14 protein-coding genes and 5 pseudogenes are annotated in these 18,436 nt (G+C 63.3%); 9 read left to right on the top strand and 10 right to left on the bottom strand.

The features are described 5' to 3' along the window. Positions 1-113: 113 nt before the first annotated feature. The 3 genes and pseudogenes from BVER_RS17635 (at position 114) to BVER_RS17625 (ending at position 2,783) form a co-directional block, all read left to right on the top strand. Complete coding sequence (locus BVER_RS17635; protein ID WP_232316610.1) at positions 114-1,391, top strand: ATP-dependent DNA helicase; 1,278 nt, start codon at positions 114-116, stop codon at positions 1,389-1,391. Positions 1,392-1,486: 95 nt separating this feature from the next. Further along, a pseudogene (locus BVER_RS17630) lies at positions 1,487-1,982 on the top strand (hemerythrin domain-containing protein). 74 nt (positions 1,983-2,056) lie between these two features. After that, positions 2,057-2,783, top strand: a pseudogene (locus BVER_RS17625) (2OG-Fe(II) oxygenase). 6 nt (positions 2,784-2,789) lie between these two features. On the opposite strand, the gene ribA reads toward BVER_RS17625, so the two are convergent. Further along, positions 2,790-3,458 carry a GTP cyclohydrolase II gene (gene ribA, locus BVER_RS17620; RefSeq protein ID WP_050454420.1) on the bottom strand — a complete coding sequence of 223 codons (669 nt, stop codon included), beginning with the start codon at positions 3,456-3,458 and terminating at the stop codon, positions 2,790-2,792. Between the two features lie 137 nt (positions 3,459-3,595). Then, positions 3,596-4,291, bottom strand: coding sequence for an NADPH-dependent F420 reductase (locus BVER_RS17615; protein WP_198155287.1), 696 nt, complete (start codon positions 4,289-4,291; stop codon positions 3,596-3,598). A 216-nt stretch (positions 4,292-4,507) separates the two neighbouring features. Between BVER_RS17615 and ahpC the strand changes: the two genes are divergently transcribed. Together ahpC and ahpF are read left to right on the top strand one after the other, a co-directional pair. Beyond that, positions 4,508-5,071 carry an alkyl hydroperoxide reductase subunit C gene (gene ahpC / locus BVER_RS17610; RefSeq protein ID WP_050454419.1) on the top strand — a complete coding sequence of 188 codons (564 nt, stop codon included), beginning with the start codon at positions 4,508-4,510 and terminating at the stop codon, positions 5,069-5,071. 141 nt (positions 5,072-5,212) lie between these two features. Further along, positions 5,213-6,796, top strand: coding sequence for an alkyl hydroperoxide reductase subunit F (ahpF, locus tag BVER_RS17605; RefSeq protein WP_050454422.1), 1,584 nt, complete (start codon positions 5,213-5,215; stop codon positions 6,794-6,796). Positions 6,797-6,870: 74 nt separating this feature from the next. On the opposite strand, the gene BVER_RS17600 is transcribed toward ahpF, so the two are convergent. Next, entirely contained in the window at positions 6,871-8,103 is a 1,233-nt protein-coding gene (locus BVER_RS17600) for a sensor histidine kinase (protein ID WP_050454418.1), read from the bottom strand. A 269-nt stretch (positions 8,104-8,372) separates the two neighbouring features. Here BVER_RS17600 and tam point away from each other — a divergent pair. Beyond that, positions 8,373-9,163: pseudogene (gene tam, locus BVER_RS17595) on the top strand (trans-aconitate 2-methyltransferase). 3 nt (positions 9,164-9,166) lie between these two features. Here tam and BVER_RS17590 read toward each other — a convergent pair. Then, positions 9,167-10,110 (bottom strand): annotated as a pseudogene (locus BVER_RS17590) (LysR family transcriptional regulator). A 156-nt stretch (positions 10,111-10,266) separates the two neighbouring features. Here BVER_RS17590 and BVER_RS17585 point away from each other — a divergent pair. Beyond that, the gene (locus BVER_RS17585) at positions 10,267-11,850 is read left to right on the top strand and encodes an aldehyde dehydrogenase (NADP(+)) (protein ID WP_050454417.1); all 1,584 of its coding nucleotides are present in this window, start codon (positions 10,267-10,269) and stop codon (positions 11,848-11,850) included. Positions 11,851-12,558: 708 nt separating this feature from the next. Here BVER_RS17585 and BVER_RS34030 read toward each other — a convergent pair. Both BVER_RS34030 and BVER_RS34025 read right to left on the bottom strand, forming a co-directional pair. Then, on the bottom strand, positions 12,559-12,909 hold the full coding sequence (locus tag BVER_RS34030; protein ID WP_232316609.1) for a hypothetical protein: 351 nt from the start codon (positions 12,907-12,909) through the stop codon (positions 12,559-12,561). A gap of 143 nt (positions 12,910-13,052) precedes the next feature. Next, positions 13,053-14,090: a hypothetical protein gene (locus tag BVER_RS34025; RefSeq protein WP_232316608.1), complete on the bottom strand. Its 1,038-nt coding sequence runs from the start codon at positions 14,088-14,090 to the stop codon at positions 13,053-13,055. Between BVER_RS34025 and BVER_RS34020 the strand changes: the two genes are divergently transcribed. After that, positions 14,069-14,596 carry a hypothetical protein gene (locus tag BVER_RS34020; RefSeq protein ID WP_050454414.1) on the top strand — a complete coding sequence of 176 codons (528 nt, stop codon included), beginning with the start codon at positions 14,069-14,071 and terminating at the stop codon, positions 14,594-14,596. The two genes, BVER_RS34025 and BVER_RS34020, sit on opposite strands and share 22 nt — an antisense overlap. A 248-nt stretch (positions 14,597-14,844) precedes the next feature. After that, positions 14,845-15,921, top strand: a complete 1,077-nt coding sequence (locus BVER_RS17565; RefSeq protein WP_050454421.1) for a TAXI family TRAP transporter solute-binding subunit — start codon at positions 14,845-14,847, stop codon at positions 15,919-15,921. An 11-nt stretch (positions 15,922-15,932) separates the two neighbouring features. Here BVER_RS17565 and pdxR read toward each other — a convergent pair. The 4 genes and pseudogenes from pdxR to BVER_RS17545 all read right to left on the bottom strand — a co-directional run bounded on the left by pdxR (position 15,933) and on the right by BVER_RS17545 (position 18,297). Then, positions 15,933-17,379 (bottom strand): annotated as a pseudogene (gene pdxR / locus BVER_RS17560) (MocR-like pyridoxine biosynthesis transcription factor PdxR). Between the two features lie 19 nt (positions 17,380-17,398). Then, complete coding sequence (locus tag BVER_RS17555) at positions 17,399-17,764, bottom strand: type II toxin-antitoxin system VapC family toxin (protein WP_050454413.1); 366 nt, start codon at positions 17,762-17,764, stop codon at positions 17,399-17,401. Further along, positions 17,758-17,976: a ribbon-helix-helix domain-containing protein gene (locus tag BVER_RS17550; protein ID WP_050454412.1), complete on the bottom strand. Its 219-nt coding sequence runs from the start codon at positions 17,974-17,976 to the stop codon at positions 17,758-17,760. Before BVER_RS17550 ends, BVER_RS17555 begins: the two co-directional genes overlap by 7 nt. 111 nt (positions 17,977-18,087) lie before the next feature. Next, positions 18,088-18,297 carry a helix-turn-helix domain-containing protein gene (locus tag BVER_RS17545; RefSeq protein WP_050454411.1) on the bottom strand — a complete coding sequence of 70 codons (210 nt, stop codon included), beginning with the start codon at positions 18,295-18,297 and terminating at the stop codon, positions 18,088-18,090. Between the last annotated feature and the right edge of the window lie 139 nt (positions 18,298-18,436).

Below are 18,436 nucleotides of genomic sequence, written 5' to 3'. Positions count from 1 at the left end.
AGGCCGTGCAGATAGGCGTGCGGGGCGTAATTGAGCGGAGACCCCGGAACTTCGAGGCGCTGCAAGACGAGAAGGTGTTGAGACTACCTGGTTTGTAATGGGAGAGATGCATTATGAAACTCGGTCGCGACTACAACTATTACTTCGATACGAGCGCCATGCTGTTCGCGCTCGCGGAAGCGAATCGCTGGCGCGTGTCGGTGCTGGTCGATGAAGCGCACAACCTGGTCGATCGCGCGCGCGGCATGTATTCGGCCACGCTCGAACGCGCGCCCTTCGATGCGATGCGCCGTATCGCGCCGCCGTTCATCAAACGCGCGCTGACGCGGATCGCGCGCGCATGGAGCGACGCCGTGCGCGATCAGGAGGCGCAAGGTATCGAGTACGCGGCGCACGCCGATGTACCCGATGCCTTGCTGAAAGCGCTCAGTTACGCTGTCGGCCTGATGACCGAAACGCTCGGCGAACAGCCCGACGCTTTCACGCCGGAGATCCTGCGTTTCTATTTCGATGCCGCGCATTTCATGCGGATCGCGGAACGCTTCGGCTCGCATTCGATCTTCGATATCACGCTGCCGAACGCGCGCGGACGTCATGCGCAACTGTGTCTGCGCAACGTGATTCCCGCGCCGCATCTCGCGCCGCGTTTCGCCCGCGCGCATAGCGTGGCGCTGTTTTCGGCGACGCTCACGCCCGCGCACTTCTACGCCGACACGCTCGGCTTGCCGCAGACGAGCGTGCGCATCGACGTGGAATCGCCGTTCGTCGCGGAGCAACTCGATGTGCGCGCCATCGCCGATGTCTCGACGCGTTATCGCGATCGGGCGCAATCCGTCGAGCGCATCGCCGACATGATCGCCGCGCAATACGCGCGCGCGCCGGGCAACTATCTGAGCTTCTTCAGCAGCTTCGACTATCTCGCACAAGTGGCCGACGCATTGACGTCGCGGCATCCGTCGATTCCCGTCTGGCTGCAGGCGCGCACGATGAGCGAATCCGAGCAACACGCGTTTCTCGCGCGCTTCGAGCCGGACGGGCGCGGCATCGGCTTCGCGGTGCTGGGCGGCGCGTTCGGCGAGGCGATCGATCTGCCGGGCACGCGGCTCGTCGGCGCGTTCGTGGCGACGCTCGGCCTGCCGCAATTCAATCCCGTCAATGAGCAGATGAAAACGCGTCTGCACGATGCGTTCGGCGAAGGCTATGCCTACGCGTATCTGTTTCCCGGCTTGCAGAAGGTCGTACAGGCCGCCGGCCGCGTGATTCGCGGACCCGACGATCGCGGCGTGGTGTATCTGATCGACGATCGCTATACGCGTGGCGAAGTGCGGCGTCTGCTGCCTGCGTGGTGGCGCGTCAAAGTGCTGCGCGAGCGCGATCTGTTCAGCGCGTAAAAGCCCGGCGTTGTGGCACCTGCCTTGTTGAATGAGAAGGGCCGAATGGCGCAGCGACGCCATGCTTTTCGAACAGTCCCCACAGGAGTTACGACATGACCACGGCTCATTCCATGCAGCATCCCGACGCGCTCGACATCCTCGAGGCGGATCATCGCGCGGTCGATCAGCTTTTCGACGCCTATTCGCGCGCCGAACACGACGATCTGGAACGCAAGACCACGCTCGTGCAACGCACGTGCGAATTGCTGACGATTCATTCGATCGTCGAAGAAGAACTGCTCTACCCCGCCGCGCGCGATGCGCTGGGAAAAGGCCATCGCATCGATGTCGACGAAGCCGTTCGTCGAGCACTATCTGGTCAAGATGCTGATCGAGAAATTCGCCACGCTGAAGGCGAGCGACGACGGCTTCGACGCGACCTTCAAGGTGCTGAAGGAAAACGTGACGCATCACGTCGAGGAAGAGGAATCGGAACTGTTTCCGGAGATTCGGCGGACCTCGCTCGATCTCGCCGCGCTTGGCAAGAAGATCACGGCGCGCAAGGAAGCGCTGCAGAACCGCATCACGGAAGTGGCGACTGCACACTGAATTGCAGCGCAAGACCCGGAGTGCGTGGGCTGCGCGTTTGAAGCACACTTCATGGACATCCACGGAGGACGAACATGAAGGTGCTGGAAGCCGCGACGACTATCGAAGCACGCACGCGCGCGCTGGATTGGGCGGACATCGAATCGCAACTCGACGGCTTCGGCTCGGCGATCGCGCCTGGCTTGCTGAGCGCGGAAGAATGCGACGCCCTAGCCGCGCGATACGACGACAACGCGCAATTCAGAAGCCGCGTCGTGATGGAGCGGCATGGTTTCGGGCGCGGCGAGTACAAGTACTTCGCTTATCCGTTACCGGATGTGATCGCCGATTTGCGCGCGGCCGTGTATCCGTCGCTTGCGCCGATTGCGAATCGGTGGAACGAGATCATGGGCATCGACACACGATATCCGCGCGAGCACGCGGCGTTTATCGAGCGTTGTCATCGCGCGGGACAGGTGCGGCCGACGCCTTTGTTATTGCGCTACGTGCCGGGCGATTACAACTGTCTGCATCAGGATTTGTACGGCGAACACGTCTTTCCGATTCAGATGGCGGTGCTATTGTCCGCGCCGAAACGCGATTTCACCGGCGGCGAATTCGTGATGACGGAGCAGCGTCCGCGCATGCAGTCGCGCGCGGAGGTCGTGCCGCTCGCGCAAGGCGATGCGGTGTTCTTCGCGGTGCATCATCGGCCGGTTCAGGGAACGCGCGGGCCGTATCGCGTGAATATGCGGCACGGCGTGAGCCGCCTGCGCTCAGGGCGCAGGCATATGCTCGGCATCATTTCATGATGCGACGTGATTCGAATTACTCGTTCTCGTCGAAGTAATGGCCGAAGCGCGCCTGCTTGGTCTTGATATAGCGCTCGTTTTCTTCACGCATCGGAATGGCCAGCGCCACGCGTTCGCAGACGGGAATGTCGTGCTTGAGCAAGGTATCGAACTTCGACGGATTGTTGCTCATCAGGCGCACCGACTTCACGTTCATCGCGCGCAGGATGGCGGCGGCGGAATCGTATTCGCGGGCGTCGTCGGGCAGGCCGAGATGGAGGTTGGCATCGACGGTATCGAGCCCCTGTTCCTGAAGCGCATACGCGCGAATCTTGTTCGCGAGGCCGATGCCGCGCCCTTCGTGTCCACGCAGATACAGCAGAATGCCGCGGCTTTCAGCGGCGATGTAACGCAGCGCCAGATCGAGCTGCTCGCCGCAATCGCAACGATACGAACCGAATACATCGCCCGTCACGCATTCCGAATGCAGACGCGTGAGCACGGAGTCGCCGTTCGCCACGTCGCCCATTACGAAGGCGATATGCTCCACGTCCGTATGCTTCACGCGATACACATACGACGCGAACACGCCGTAGCGAGTGGGAATGGTGGCGTTGGCGACGAGTTCGACATCCGCGCGCTCGTCGCACTCGCCGAAGCGGGGCTGCGAGTTCTGCACGTCCTGCGGGGGAGAAGCGGTTTTCATAGTCAATCTGCAAGTCCATGACAGCCGGATGCCGCGATGCGTTCCAAGGCGGCGTTCCGGCTCGTCATGTTAAGGCCCATCGTGAAAGTTTGCAGATTGTCGCATGGTCGCGCGCTTATTCCTGATTTTCCTCTGGCTTACGCGGGGTTGTCGAAGTCGCCGGGACTGAGATCGGTCGCGCGCCACTCGGGTTTGCGCGCCGGATCGGCCTTGTGCAGCGCATCGCGCACGCCGGCGGCATCGAAATCGGCGGTATAGACGGGCGTGGCGGGCTGCTGACGCCAGGATCCGTCGATATCGCCGGCATCGACCGGATCGAAGCCTATCTCGTCGACGAGGCGCATGACCACGGCCTTCGCCTGCGGATCGTCGTCCGCGACCGGCAGCGCGACGCGCCCCGCCGCGCCTGCCGGCTTGCCGTGATCGCGCAAATGCTGCGCATAGATATTGTTGAACGCCTTCACGACCGGACGGCCGATCTGCTGTTCGACCCAGCGGCTTTCCGTCAGCCCTTTTTCGATGCCGTCGATCCGCCCGTCCCGCTGCTGCGGATAGTAATTGCCGGTATCGATCACGACGACGCTCGACGGCACGCCCGCGAACAGGTCCTTCGGCAGATTCGGCACCTTGGCCTGCGGAATCGTCACGACGACGACGTCGGCGTCCTTCACGGCATCGCGTACATCGACGGCCTGCGCGCCGGTTTCGCGCGCGATATCCGCAAGCGACGCCGGTCCGCGCGAATTCGCGATCTTCACCTCGTGGCCGCGCTCGACCCAGCGCAGCGCCAGCGCCGAGCCGATATTTCCGGCTCCGACTATTCCTATCTTCATACCGCCTCCTGTTGAAATGACACGCTCCGCCACTACTGTCTCTCAAAGCATGGAAGCCCGCGCGGCGCCATGCAAACCCTGATCGGGAAAGCGAGCAATATCGGCGTGATAGATTGCCTCTATCCATACAATAAAATCAATCCACTTCGCGAGCGCGATAGGTTTCCTGTATAGTTCACTTACTTCTTCAACACCACTCGAAAAGAGGAACCGGTAATGCCCATCATCAACAGCCAAGTCAAGCCGTTCAAAGCAACCGCCTACCACAACGGTGATTTCCAGACCGTCACGGAAGAAAGCCTGAAGGGCAAGTGGTCGGTGTTCGTGTTCTATCCGGCTGACTTCACGTTCGTTTGCCCGACCGAATTGGGCGATCTGGCTGACCGTTACGAAGAATTCAAGAAGCTCGGCGTGGAAATCTACTCGGTTTCGACCGACACGCACTTCACGCACAAGGCATGGCACGACACGTCGGACACGATCCAGAAGATCAAGTATCCGATGCTCGCCGACCCGACGCTGGCCATCTCGCGCGCATTCGACGTGCTGATCGAGGAAGAAGGCCTGGCACTGCGCGGCACCTTCGTGATCAACCCGGAAGGCGAGATCAAGCTGTGCGAAATCCACGACAACGGCATCGGCCGTGACGCGGGCGAACTGCTGCGCAAGGTGCAGGCAGCGCAGTACATCGCGAAGAACCCGGGTCAAGTGTGCCCCGCCAAGTGGACGCCGGGCGCAGAAACGCTGACCCCGTCGCTCGACCTGATCGGCAAGATCTAAGTTCGTACCCTCTACGAGCTGCACTGAATCTGCCGCGCGTCTGCGGCAGATTGCAACACCCTGAATGCTTTCGATATGGCGCTTCGTTCAAGCGCCGTATCGAAGCACGTCTGTCAAAAAGAAAACGGAACGGACAAAGCCATGCTGGACGCCAATCTCAAGACGCAGTTGAAAGCCTACCTGGAAAAGGTCACCCGGCCGATCGAGCTCGTCGCCTTCCTCGACGGCAGCGACAAATCGAAAGAGCTGAAAAGCCTGCTCGATGAAATCGCCTCGCTGACCACGCAGATCAGCGTCGTCGAGAAAGATGACGCCGGCGCGCGCCGTCCGTCGTTCTCCATCGGCGAACCTGGCAAGACGCCGGGCATCACCTTCGCCGGCATTCCGATGGGCCACGAATTCACTTCGCTCGTGCTGGCGCTGCTGCAAACCGGCGGCCATCCGATCAAGCTGGACGACGCGACCATCGAGCAGATCAAGCGCCTCGACGGCGATTTCAGCTTCGAGACGTATTTCTCGCTGTCGTGCCAGAACTGCCCGGAAGTCGTGCAGGCGCTGAACGTGATGGCGCTGATCAACCCGCGCATCAAGCATATCGCCATCGACGGCGCACTGTTCCAGGCCGAAGTAGACGAGCGCCAGGTCATGGCCGTGCCGATGATGTTCCTCAACGGCCAGAACTTCGGCTCGGGCCGCACGGGCGTCAAGGAAATTCTCGCCAAGCTCGATTTGGGTTCGGCGGAACGCGCGGCGAAGGAACTGGAAAACAAGCCGGTGTTCGATACGCTGATCGTCGGCGGCGGCCCTGCCGGCGCGGCAGCCGCGATCTACTCGGCGCGTAAGGGTATCGCGACGGGCGTGGTCGCCGAGCGCTTCGGCGGTCAGGTGCTCGACACGATGTCGATCGAAAATTTCGTGTCGATCAAGGAAACGGAAGGACCGAAGTTCGCGGTCGCGCTGGAGCAGCATGTCAAGGAATACGAAGTCGACGTGATGGACGTGCAGCGCGCCGAGAAGCTCGTGCCGGGCCGCATCAACGAGATTCATCTGGCGAGCGGCGCGGTGCTAAAGGCGAAGACGATCATTCTCGCGACCGGCGCGCGCTGGCGTGAAATCGGCGCGCCGGGCGAGCGCGAATATCGCGGACGCGGCGTGGCCTACTGCCCGCACTGCGACGGCCCGCTGTTCAAGGGCAAGCGCGTCGCGGTGATCGGCGGCGGCAATTCGGGCGTCGAAGCGGCGATCGATCTCGCGAACATCGTGGCGCACGTCACGCTGATCGAATTCGGCGCGGAATTGCGTGCCGACGCGGTGCTGCAGAAGAAGCTGCGCAGCCTGTCGAACGTCGTGATCATCACGCAAGGCCAGACGACGGAAGTCACCGGCGACGGCAAGCGCGTGAACGGCATCGTCTATAAGGATCGCGCGACGAACGAAGAGAAGCGCATCGAACTGGAAGGCGTATTCGTGCAGATCGGCCTCGTGCCGAATACCGAATGGCTCAAGGGCAGCATCGAGCTGTCGAAGTTCGGCGAGATCGTCGTCGATGCGAAGGGCGCGACGTCGATTCCCGGCGTGTTCGCCGCGGGCGACGTGACGACCGTGTCGTACAAGCAGATCGTGATCGCGGTCGGCGAAGGCGCGAAGGCATCGCTCTCCGCGTTCGATCACCTGATCCGCTCGTCGGTGGAAGATGAAGTGGTCGAAGAAGCCGTGACGGCGTAAGCATTTAACACGCAGTCACGAGACCGAAGGCGAACGGGGCAACCCGTTCGCCTTTTTCTTTATCCGTTGCTTCTTTATTCGTTCTTGGCCGAAGCCTTGGGTTCCAGAACCAGCGGGAAACTGACCTCGAACACGCTGCCCTGTCCTTTCGACGACTGGAACTTCAACTCGCCTTCCAGCGTGCGGCAGAGTTCCTTGACGATGGCGAGTCCGAGGCCCGCGCCGGGAATATCGTCGCCGGCGGCGCGCTCGAATTCCTCGAACACGCGCTCCTGATCGTCCGCGCCGATGCCCACGCCGGTATCGGTCACGCGCAGACGCCAGCGATCGTCGGGCGCGGCGTTGATCGACAGCACGATCTCGCCGGACGTCGTGTATTTGATCGCGTTCGACAGCAGATTCAGCGCAACCTGCTTCACCTTCAGCCGGTTCGATGTCACCGCGCCTAAGGTCGTGTCGAGCTGGCCGACGAGCTTCAAACCCTTCGCCTCGGTCGCGACGCGGCACGCCTGCATCAGTTCGTCGAAGAGTTCGACGACATCGAAGGGATCGACGGTCAGGATCGAGTCGTCGCCGAGCACTTTGGAATACTCGACCATTTCATCGACGAGCGTCGCCATGTCGGCCACTTGCCGTTGCGCGAGACCGAGCGCCGTCTCGCGCTTGGCGGCGGAACGCGTGGCCAGTTGCAGCGCCGTCGAAAACACATTGAGGAAGTTGCGCAGATCGTGCGCGACGCGGCGCGTGATCTGCATGCGGGTTTCGTACAGATCGCCGATGAGTTTCTGCCGCAGCGTCAGTTCGTAATTCGCGCGCTCCAGCATGCCGGTGTATTCGTCGATCTTGCGATCGCGTTCGCTGACGGCTTCGCGAATCGACGCGAGCGTGACGAAGCTCACGACTTCATCGGTCATCAGGCGCGCATGCTCTTCGTCCTCGCGCGACAGATGCGCGCCGACCGATGCGTATTCGCCGATCGCGCCGAGCAGCACTTGCCGAAACAGATCGAGCTCGCGCACGAGTTCGTCGATGTGATAACCCTGCTGCCAGCGCCATTGCCCATGCTGACACGCGTTGTGTTCGATGGAGCCTTCCTGATCGCGCAGATTGCGCGATTCGAGCACCACGCAGATTTCCTCGAAGATGCTCGGCAGATGATCCGCGAGTTGCCGATAGGTCAACTGGTCCGAATGCTCGACTTCGTTGTCGCCGAACACGAGCTTCATCCATCGTTCGGTGAGCGCGGTTTGCTGCGCGCGCAGCGCGGCCACGAGACCATTCAAGCCGCCGACTGGGGTGTCGCTCATCTGCGAGTTCCTGTTGCTGGCGCCGCTGTCCGGCGCGTCGTTCTTATTAATGAACCATTGAAGTGCACGCGGAAAATGGCCGCCGCGGCGCTCAGCCAGTATAGGACGACGGGTCGCCGGAAAGAGGAATTCCGAGCGTTGTCTTAAGCTATTTCGTGATCAATGGAGGTAGGACTTACCGCGTCTTTCGCCGGTCCGATCGCGTCGCGAAATGCAACGTGTTACGCGTGTCGGATACCATGCCGATGTCGTCTTTCGAGGAGGCTTGCATGAGCGCATTGACATCATCGGCAGCAGATACAGATTGGCACGCCAAACAATACTCGCGCTTCGAAGCGGAACGCACGCGCCCGGTGCGCGATCTGCTGAACGCGGCGCGCGCGAACGAGGTTCGCACCGCGGTGGACCTTGCGGTCCGGGCAATTCGACGCAAACGCTACTCGATTACGCGCCGCACGCGAGCGTGACGGGCATCGACAATTCGGCGGACATGATCGCCGCCGCGCGCGAACGTCTGCCGAACGTGCCTTTCGAACTCGCCGATGTTTCCGCGTGGGATGCGCCCGGCCCGTTCGATCTGATACTCGCCAACGCGTCGCTGCAATGGGTCGGCGATCACGAAACGCTGCTGCCCGGCCTCGTCTACAAACTCGCGCCCGGCGGACGGCTCGCCGTGCAGATGCCCGACAACCTCGACGAGCCCGCCCACAAGATGATGCTGGTCGCCGCGCAAGACGGCCCGTGGCGCGACAAGCTCACGGGCGTCGAGCGCACGGTGCGCTTCAGGGCCGAGGCGTATTACTCGCTGCTCAAGACGCATTGCGCGCAAGTCGACGTGTGGCGCACGACTTATCATCATCCGCTGGAAGGCGGGCTGGACGCGGTGATCGAATGGTTCAAGGGTAGCGCGCTGCGGCCGTTTCTCGCCAGACTTGACAAGGACGAACAGCCCGCGTTTCTCGAGCGTTATCGCGGGGCTTTGGAGTCGGCTTACGCTGTGCTGCCCGATGGCACGGTGCTGCTGCCGTTCCCGCGCTTTTTCATCGTCGCGACGCGCTGAGCGTCAATGGGCGCGATTCTGTTCGCGCAGCATCTGCACGAACTGGCGCGCGGCAGGCGATAGCGCGCCGCCCTTGCGCGTGACGATGCCGTAAGTCTGCGATTTCGATTTCATCGCGACCGGCAGGATGCGCAACATACCGTGCTTTCGAACAGGCGCGCGACGCTCGCGGGCAGGATCGATACGAGCTCCTCGCTCTGCTGCAGCAAGGTCACGGTCACGAGCGGCGATGCAGTCGAGATCGGATTCGCGGGCATGGTGAGGCCGGCGAGATCGAGTTCGCGTTCGAGCAGCGCGTTCATCGGCATGTAGGTCGGATAGGTGACCCAGCGCAGCTTCGCCAGATCCGCGAGGCTGACCTCGCGCCCGCCTCGCTCGCTCAATTGCGGATGATCGCGCCCGACGACGACCGACATCGGTTCGTCCGTCAATGGCTGATAGTGATACTTCGACGGCTGATCCGACACGCTCGCGCGCCCGATCACCAGATCGACGCGGCCGTCGTCGAGCATCACGAGCATGTTCGCGCTGGTGTCCTCGACGATCTCGATGGCGAGGTCCGGATGCTTCGCGTGCATGTCGTTGGCGATCGGCGCGACCACGCCCGGCACCGCGTCCATGATCGTGCCGACCGTCAGCCGGCCGCCCGTGCCCGCGCGAATCTGCGCGACTTCCTGACACAGCGAACTGAGATCGGCGGCGAGCACGCGCGCATAGCGCACCACGCAGCACCCGAACGGATTCGGGATCAGCCCGGTCTTGGCGCGCTCGAACAGCGGCGCTTCGAGCATCGATTCGAGTTCGGCGAGCGCCTTGCTCGCGGCCGATTGCGTCATCGCCATCGCGCCGGCGGTCTTGTGCAGCGATTTGTGATCGTCGAGCGCAATCAGCAATTGCAACTGCTTCATGCGCAGCCGCGACATCAGTACATCCAGCGTGTTCTTCATCCGCTCATCCGGCCCGTGGGTGATTCCTAAAAGCGATCATCCGATGGAAAGGTTTCACTATACAGCGACGCCCGCGAGGCCGTATATTCGCGGCAAGGCGGCAGTCATCGTACAACTGGTCTGCCATGAAATCACTCTTCGCAAGGACGAGACACCATGCAACTCACTGGCAATCTGCTCATCGGTCAGCAATCGGCTTTCGGTAGCAACGGCTCGATCAAGGCCGTCAACGCGTCGACCGGCGCGGCGATGGAACCGGCTTTCGGCGGCGCGACGCTGGCCGACCTCGACCGCGCGTGCGCGCTGGCCTGGACCGCGTTCGACGTCTATCGCGAAACCTCGCCGGAAGCGCGCGCGAAGTTTCTCGAAACGATCGCCCAGAACATCCTCGATATCGGCGACGATCTGATCGAACGCTGCATGATGGAAAGCGGCCTGCCGCGTCCGCGTCTCGAAGGCGAGCGCGGCCGTACGGTCGGCCAGTTGCGCATGTTCGCGGAAGTCGTGCGCAACGGCGACTTCATGGACGTGCGTATCGATCCGGCGCAGCCGGAACGCAAGCCGCTGCCGCGCGTTGATCTGCGTCTGCGTCAGATCGGCCTCGGCCCGGTCGCGGTGTTCGGCGCGAGCAACTTCCCGCTGGCGTTCTCGGTCGCGGGCGGCGATACGGCATCGGCGCTGGCCGCCGGCTGCCCGGTGATCGTCAAGGCGCACTCGGCGCATCCGGGCACGGCGGAACTCGTCGGCCGCGCGGTGCAGAAGGCGGTCAAGGATTGCGGTTTGCCGGAAGGCACGTTCTCGCTGCTGTTCGACAGCGGCCGCGACATCGGCCAGGGTCTGGTGGCGGATAACCGCATCAAGGCAGCGGGCTTCACGGGTTCGCGCGGAGGCGGCACGGCGCTGATGAAGATCGCCGCCGCACGCAAGGAACCGATCCCCGTTTATGCGGAAATGAGCAGCATCAACCCGGTTCTGCTGTTCCCGAACGCGCTGAAGAACCGTGGCGAAGCCATCGGCAAGGCGTTCGTGCAATCGCTCGTGCTCGGCGCGGGCCAGTTCTGCACGAATCCGGGTCTGGTGCTCGCCATCGACGGTCCGGATCTCGATAAATTCATCGCATCGGCATCCGCGGCGCTCAAGGAAACGGCCGCGCAGACCATGCTGACGCCGGGTATCTACAAGACCTACGAAAGCTCGGTCTCGAAGGCCGGCGATCACGCCGACGTGACCTGCGCCGCGCGCGGTCTCGCCGCCAAGGGCGACAATCAGGGCCAGTCGGCGCTGTTCGTCACGACCGCCGACGCGTTCCGCAAGAGCCATGATCTGCAAGAGGAAATCTTCGGCGCGTCGTCGCTGATCGTGCGCTGCCCGAGCCTCGACGCGATGCTCGAACTGGTCGAATCGCTCGAAGGCCAGCTGACTTCGGCGCTGCATATCGACGAAGCGGATTACGCCGACGCCAAGCGCGTGCTGCCCGCGCTCGAGCGCCGCACCGGCCGTCTGCTGGTGAACGGCTTCGGCACGGGCGTGGAAGTCGGCCACGCAATGGTCCACGGCGGCCCGTTCCCGTCGACGGCGGACGGCCGTTCGACGTCGGTCGGCAGCATGGCGATCTATCGCTTCCTGCGCCCGGTGAGCTATCAGGATCTGCCGGACGCGCTGCTGCCGGACTCGCTGAAGACGGACAATCCGCTCGGCCTGAATCGCCGTATCGACGGCAAGCTGCAACTGGCCAGCTGAAGCATCGCCGGAATTAAGTAGTCGATGACGGGTCGCGGCGCGTGGAGCGCGTCGCGGCCCGTTGCGCTTTCGGCGCTATATACGGCGACGAAACACACCAATCGATTCGGATAGCGAAATATCTTCGCCACGCGAAAAAGCAAAAAAGTTGCACGCACATTTTCGTTTTCGACGCAAGCGTTTGCGCAACGCAAGCGCCGATTGAGCACGCGATTTTCTTTCCCATCAGTGGGTTATCTACCGGTCGAGACGCCTTGTCGTTTATCGGCTATGGATTGGCGGCTCCAAACCGCTGCGTCGCACCCAAAATGTCAGAAACAAGTGAGCGATGACAGCGAGTCGCATGGCGCGTTTCCGGACGACGAAAACGCCACGGCCCGCGGCGATCCAGACGCTTCACATCTCCCGAGGGCCAGACGCCGGCTGTGATCGACAGGCGCCAGACGCACGCCGAAAGGCGAGCGACGCGCCACGAGCGCGGCGCGACAAGAGACAGTCGCTGCATCGCCGGCGGCCCGAGATAGGTGGGAAATGCGATTGACGTCCGAGGAGGGTTGTCCCATATTCGAATTTTTCACTGTAATAAAGCGTCACAGCGCAGGCCTGACGCCCAGGGAAACAGTACGAAGGATTGCTGCCGCGGGATGGTTCCCCTGCGTTCACGCACGCCCGTTAGGCGCGCATGGCGGCCACGCGACATCGGCAACTTCATCGCATATGTCCTTCGAGGGCTTTTAGCATGACCACGCGTTTGACGTTTCCCGCATCCATGTTCTCCGTCGTCTGCCAGCGTTGCGGCAGCACGATGCGCAAGAACGCCGACAGCTGCCCCACTTGCGGGGCGGACCGCAACGCCGCATTCGGCCGCAAGGACGACGGCGAGGCCCGCACGGAGCGGAAACGAGGCAGCATGTTCGAACAGACATCGTCGCAGCCGTTGGCATCGGCGGGCGCATCCGCGAGTGCGTCGCTGGGGTCGGATGCGGCATCCGGTGGCGCGGACGAAGGCGAACCGACCTGGGGCGGATCGTGGAATCCGTCGCGGGCGAGCGAGCGCATCGCGCGCAAGGCGGCGGAACATCGGACGCGGCAGATGCTTCGCGTCGAAAAATCTGCCCGCAGCGTCTATGCCAGTCAGGCCAACGATCCCGATAATCCCGACGCCCTGCCCGGCTCCGACAAATGGAGCCAGCGCAAGACCGTCATCGCCGGCGCGTGCGCGCTGGCTTTGCTGACCGGCGCGGTGTTTTATGTTTTATCTCCAGTACGGCGGCTCGGCGGACGATACGTCGCCTTCCGCCGATCACAGCGTCTCCGGCGCGATCGATTCCAAATTCGGCGTGACGCACGGTTCGAGTAGTACGACGACCTCGAGCGTCGCGCCGGCCATCGCCGAGCGGCACGCGCAGACGCAAGCCCGCGCAATCGCATCCGGCGATGCACTGACCGGTCTGCGCCTCGCGCTCGATCAGCACGATCTGACGGCCGTGCGCGGACAGATGAAAATCGTCACCGCGCAGCAGCAGACGCGCCCCGAATACGCGCCGATGAAGGACAAGCTCGTCAAACGCGAATTGCAGCGCGACGCGGCGCTGCAGCTCGCCCGCGCGTGCGAACGGACGGCCGCGTGGTCGTGCGTGCAGCAGAACGCCGTCGAGGCGCTGGCGCTGGATATCGGCAATACCGAATCGCAGGCGATGCTTGAGAAAGTGATCGAGCACGCGGGCTGGGCGTCGAGCACGACGGCGCTCGCCAAGAAGGCGCTGGACCACGCCGCCGCCCGCAAATACCGCCAACGCCGCGAAGCCGGATCTGCCGACGCAGACGCAATCGTCGTCGCTGGCCGTCGCGCCGGTGCAGGCGCCCGGCGCGCAAGGCAATATCGCCGTGACGACGCCGGCGGTCACCGCGCCATCGGCGAAACCGTCCGCCGGCCAGCGATCCGTCGACCGTCGCGCCGCACAACACGGCGCGATGGCCGCGCGCACGCCCGCCACCGACGACACGCACATCGACAGCGATACGCCGTCGTCGCGCTCGGACCGGCTCGCCCGCGCGCAGGCCGCGACCAACGCGCTCACCGCCGCGACGGTCGGCGCGCCGAGCATCACGGGTACGCCGTCCGCGCCGGTCATGCCGACGCCGGGCACGCCGAGCGTCGCCGCCGCCACGCCGACGATTCCGGGCGTCACCAACGCGCCAGCGACCACGGCCAACAATGCGCCTTCGGCGCCCGCCATGCAGACCGCGCCGACGCCGCGCGCCGCAGTACATCGGCGACACGCAGGGACAGCCCGCCTCGCCGCACGGTCCGCAGTATCTCGGCCAGACGCCCGCGCAGCAGCCGGCGGCGCCCGCCGCGCCGGCCGCGCAATCGTCGACGCCGCACGCGCCGCGTTATCTCGAACAATCGCCGATCCAGCCGTCATCGTCGGGCACGCCGCAATTGCTCGGCAACGCCACCGCGCCGGTCACCGCGCCGCACGCGACGGCCGCCGCCGCGCGCCCGATCGCGCAGCGCGTGCCGGTCGTCGCCGCACAAGGCACGGCAGCCGCGACGACGACGCAAGCCGCGCCCCGCACCGCCGTGACAAGCGTCAACACGGTCGCGACGACGGCCACGCTCGCCACCACGCCCACGTCGGCGCAGGCGCATATCGACGGAGACAAGACCGAAGCACTGGAACGCGCGATCAAACAATACGGCTGGAGCGGCTCGGACACGATGCCCAAACCCGCCGAGTAAAGAACAAGCAAGAGAACGAGCAATAACAAGTAATAACAAGCGACAACAAGCAATAACGACGAACGACAAGCCAAGCGGCGCAGCCAGGAGACACCCGCCTCGCGCCGCACGTTGCACGACAGAATGACAGATTTCGCGCGATGCGAGGGCATCGCGCGTTTCGTAGCACGCGTTTAATTCCGATCAAGGGTCAATCATGTTTGCAAATCAATTCATGCGGAACGCGGGGCGCTGGCGCTGCTAGCGGCCTGTGCGCGGCCGTCACGTCGGCGTACGCTGCCGATCCGGTGCCGTACAAGATCACGACGGGCCAGGAACGCGGCACGTATATCCAGATCGGACGGGACTTGTCCAAGTATGTGGCCGATCCGGCCGGCATCAATCTGGATGTGCTGCCGTCGCAGGGATCGGCGGAAAACGTGCAGCGCATGCGCTACGAGGCGGGCGTGAAGTTCGCGCTGGTGCAGAGCGACGTGTATCAGGCGTATATGGACATGGCCGCGTCGGGCAACAAGGATGCCGCGCAGGTCATTCAGCCACTGCGGCTCATCATGCCGCTGTATGACGAAGAGATCTATTTCGTCGTGCGCTCGGATTCGCCGCTCAAGTACATCAACGAGATCAAGGGGAAGAACATCAGTGTCGGGCCGAACGGCAGCGGCACGGCGTTGTCGGCGGAAACGCTTTATCGGCTGATGTTCGGCGAGCCGATCGCCGAGGGCAACGAGCAGCATCTGAACAACGAGGATTCGCTCGCCAAGCTGATCGTGCGCAAGCTCGACGTCGCGGTGATCGTCGCTGGTCAGCCGGCCAAGCTGTTCCAGGATATGAATCCGGAACTGCTGCAACAGATCAAGCTGCTGCGTCTGGACCCGAACGCGCCCGAAACCGCGCGCGCCAAGCAGACCTATTTTCCTGCGACGATCCGCACGTCGAGTTATCCGAACTGGATCAACGAAGATACGCCGACGCTCACCGTCAAGGCTTTCCTCGTGACCTACGATTACGGCCTGCGCGGCACGGTCGGCGCGCTGTCGAAATTCGCGGATTCGCTGTGCACGAACTTCGACCAGTTGCAGACGAGCGGGCATCCGAAGTGGAAGCAGGTGCATCTCGAATTGCCGCCGCTGACCAAGGGCTGGAAGTACTATCCGCCGATGGAAAAGCGGCTGCGTTCGTGCATCGCGCATCGTGATGCGCTGGCCAAGCAATCGCCGGGCGGCGCGCAGCAAGTGTCCGCCCGCAGCGTCGACGCCGATGCGCCGAAGCCCAAGAAGCAGAGCTGCACCGCGCAGGAAAAAGTGCTGCTGTTGTGCGATCAGTGATCGCGCGATGATCAGAGCGTCGGCATGAGCGCGGCGAGCCGTGTCATGCCGCGCTCGATGGCGTCGACGTTCGTCCCGCCGTAGCCGAGCAGCACGCCCTGCTCGGTTGACTTGTCCGCGTAAAAGCCGCGGATTCCATACAGTCCGACCGACACCTCTCGCGCCGCCGCGACGACGCGTGCTTCGTCGAGCGTGTCCGTCAGATGCGCGACGAGATGAATGCCCGCCGTCGCGGGCAGCGCTTCGAACCACGGCGCGAGACCGGTCGCGAGATGGCGCAGCAATGTCGCGCGCCGTTCCGCATACGCCTTGTGCATGCGACGCAGATGCTTGGCGTACGCGCCGTCGAGCATGAACGCGCCGAGCGCGCTTTGCGTGAGCAGGCAGCTATGCCAGTCGCAGATCTGCTTCGCGCTCCAGAGCGGCCCGGCGAGCGCCGCCGGCGGCACGACGTAGCCGATCCGCAAATCCGGAAACATCGTCTTCGAAAACGTGCCGACATAAGCGACCAGCCCCGCGCGATCGAGACTCTTGAGCGACTCCACCGGCCGTCCTTCGAAGCGGAACTCGCCGTCGTAATCGTCCTCGACGATCACCGCGCCGCGCTTCGCCGCCCATTCGAGCAGTTCGATGCGGCGCTCCAGACTCATCGGCATGCCGAGCGGAAACTGATGCGATGGCGTCACGTAGACGAGCCGCGTATTACGCGGCAGCTTGCGCACGACGATGCCTTCGCCATCGACCGGCACATGGGCGATCCGCGCGCCCTGCGCGGCGAACAGCGCGCGCGCCGGCGGATAACCCGGCTCTTCGACCGCGACGACATCGCCCGGCTGAACGACCACGCGCGCCAGCAGATCGAGCGCCTGCTGCGCGCCTTGCGTGACGATCACGTCCTGCCAGTTGCACGTCACGGCGCGACTGAAAGCGAGGTAACGCGCGATGCCGAGCCGCAATTCCTGCTCGCCGCCCGGATCGCGATACCCCGCGACGCCGCCGCCCGCGCGCCTGCTTGCGCAGCGCCTGATTCAAGCAGCGTCGCCACGCGTCGTCGTAGGGAAACAGTGTCTTGTCGGTCACGCCGCCTCTGAAATCGCAATCGAGCGTGAATTCGGCGGGCGGCATCGGCATGGCCATGCGCTCGGGCATCGCGCGCCAGATGCCGGTCGCGCGCGCGTGCGACGTCGCGGCTTCGGCGCGCGCGGCCGGCAGACGCGTCAGGCCATCGGCGACGAAAGTGCCATCGCCCGCGCGCGTGCGCAGAAAGCCTTCCGCGATGAGCCGCTCGAAGACATCGAGCGTGGTCTTGCGCGAAACGCCGAGCTGCGCGGCGAGATCGCGCGTGGACGGCAGACGCGCATGCGCGGCCAGCCTTCCCTCGATGATGCCCGCGCGCAACTGGCCGTAGATCTGGCCGGTCAGGTCGCGGCGGCCATGGAGCGTGATGTGGATGTCCAAGGCGGCGCCGAGGATTCAACTAGAGTTGGTAAGGGACGCGGACACCGGGATCGTCCGCCGAAAAATCCTTCGTATTGCGAGTGACGAGCAACGCGTTCGTCAACTGTGCGGACGCCCAGACGATCGCATCGGGCAATTTCATGCGCGACTTCCTCCGAATCGAAACCGCTTGATTCGCTACGGCAAGGTCGAGATGGATGACGTCGAATGTAGACAACCACGCGCGGATCGCCGGGGCTTCGTCAGGCCTCGCGCCGACAAGTACTTCCATCAATGTAATGATGCTGATCGCGCGCTGCTCGTAGCGCTCCAGTTCGATTCTCGCCGCATCGATAGAGTTGAGATAGTCGATCAGGATATTCGTATCGAAGACCGCTTTTACCATTCCTCCCGCAACTCCTGCTGATAGCGCAAACCGTCGATCCGCCGATTCTTCCACAAGCCAAACACGTCAACCGCCGGACGCCGTTTATTGCTCTCGACATACTCGCTAATGGCATCGCAAATGACTGCCGCGCGGGAACGCTGCTGCAATTCGCCCAATGCGGCCAGTTCGTCAATCTGTTCATCTGGCAGATCGACCAGAATTCGACCCATTTCCTGCTCCTCGATATTTGATATCTACATCGTATATCAAAGACGACAGGGGATTCAAGGCCGATTATTCCCAAACACCGCCGCACACAACGTCTCCCCGCCTTCGCTCAGCTACGCGCTGCCCGTGCCTTCCTCGTCGTCCTTCGTCTCGACTAGGCCCGCGTCCGTCAGCGACGTCAGTTGCCGCTTGAGCGTGCTCATCGGCAGATCGGCCTGTTTCGCGAGCTTCGCCAGCGACCACGCGCGTGCCGGCGTCTCCTGCTTTGCCCGCCACAGTTGCGTCAGCACGGCCACCATCGCCGGATCGATTGCGTCGTTCATTCAGCGTTCTCCTCGATTGCGGTAGGGATGTCCATTACTGAACACCCCCCGCACAGATCCCGGCGTGCCCAATTTAGGCACCGGGCTCCTACCTTGAGTGCTTGACGACAAAGCGCCGATCAGGCCATGGATGAAGAAT

This window comes from Candidatus Burkholderia verschuerenii, assembly GCF_001189365.1.
Lineage (GTDB): Bacteria > Pseudomonadota > Gammaproteobacteria > Burkholderiales > Burkholderiaceae > Caballeronia > Caballeronia verschuerenii.
This window is presented reverse-complemented; position numbering and strand designations above follow the sequence as displayed.

What these genes read in the sequence shown, in the direction of transcription:
- BVER_RS34025 (WP_232316608.1), bottom strand. Translation starts at nt 14,090, where the DNA reads ATGGCGGGCGCCGAAGGCGCATTGTTGGCCGTGGTCGCTGGCGCGTTG.
- ahpF (WP_050454422.1), top strand. Translation starts at nt 5,213, where the DNA reads ATGCTGGACGCCAATCTCAAGACGCAGTTGAAAGCCTACCTGGAAAAG.
- BVER_RS17600 (WP_050454418.1), bottom strand. Translation starts at nt 8,103, where the DNA reads ATGAGCGACACCCCAGTCGGCGGCTTGAATGGTCTCGTGGCCGCGCTG.
- BVER_RS34030 (WP_232316609.1), bottom strand. Translation starts at nt 12,909, where the DNA reads ATGCGCTCGCTCGCCCGCGACGGATTCCACGATCCGCCCCAGGTCGGT.
- BVER_RS17545 (WP_050454411.1), bottom strand. Translation starts at nt 18,297, where the DNA reads ATGAACGACGCAATCGATCCGGCGATGGTGGCCGTGCTGACGCAACTG.
- BVER_RS17635 (WP_232316610.1), top strand. Translation starts at nt 114, where the DNA reads ATGAAACTCGGTCGCGACTACAACTATTACTTCGATACGAGCGCCATG.
- BVER_RS17555 (WP_050454413.1), bottom strand. Translation starts at nt 17,764, where the DNA reads ATGGTAAAAGCGGTCTTCGATACGAATATCCTGATCGACTATCTCAAC.
- ribA (WP_050454420.1), bottom strand. Translation starts at nt 3,458, where the DNA reads ATGAAAACCGCTTCTCCCCCGCAGGACGTGCAGAACTCGCAGCCCCGC.
- BVER_RS34020 (WP_050454414.1), top strand. Translation starts at nt 14,069, where the DNA reads ATGCGCCTTCGGCGCCCGCCATGCAGACCGCGCCGACGCCGCGCGCCG.
- BVER_RS17615 (WP_198155287.1), bottom strand. Translation starts at nt 4,291, where the DNA reads ATGAAGATAGGAATAGTCGGAGCCGGAAATATCGGCTCGGCGCTGGCG.
- ahpC (WP_050454419.1), top strand. Translation starts at nt 4,508, where the DNA reads ATGCCCATCATCAACAGCCAAGTCAAGCCGTTCAAAGCAACCGCCTAC.
- BVER_RS17585 (WP_050454417.1), top strand. Translation starts at nt 10,267, where the DNA reads ATGCAACTCACTGGCAATCTGCTCATCGGTCAGCAATCGGCTTTCGGT.
- BVER_RS17550 (WP_050454412.1), bottom strand. Translation starts at nt 17,976, where the DNA reads ATGGGTCGAATTCTGGTCGATCTGCCAGATGAACAGATTGACGAACTG.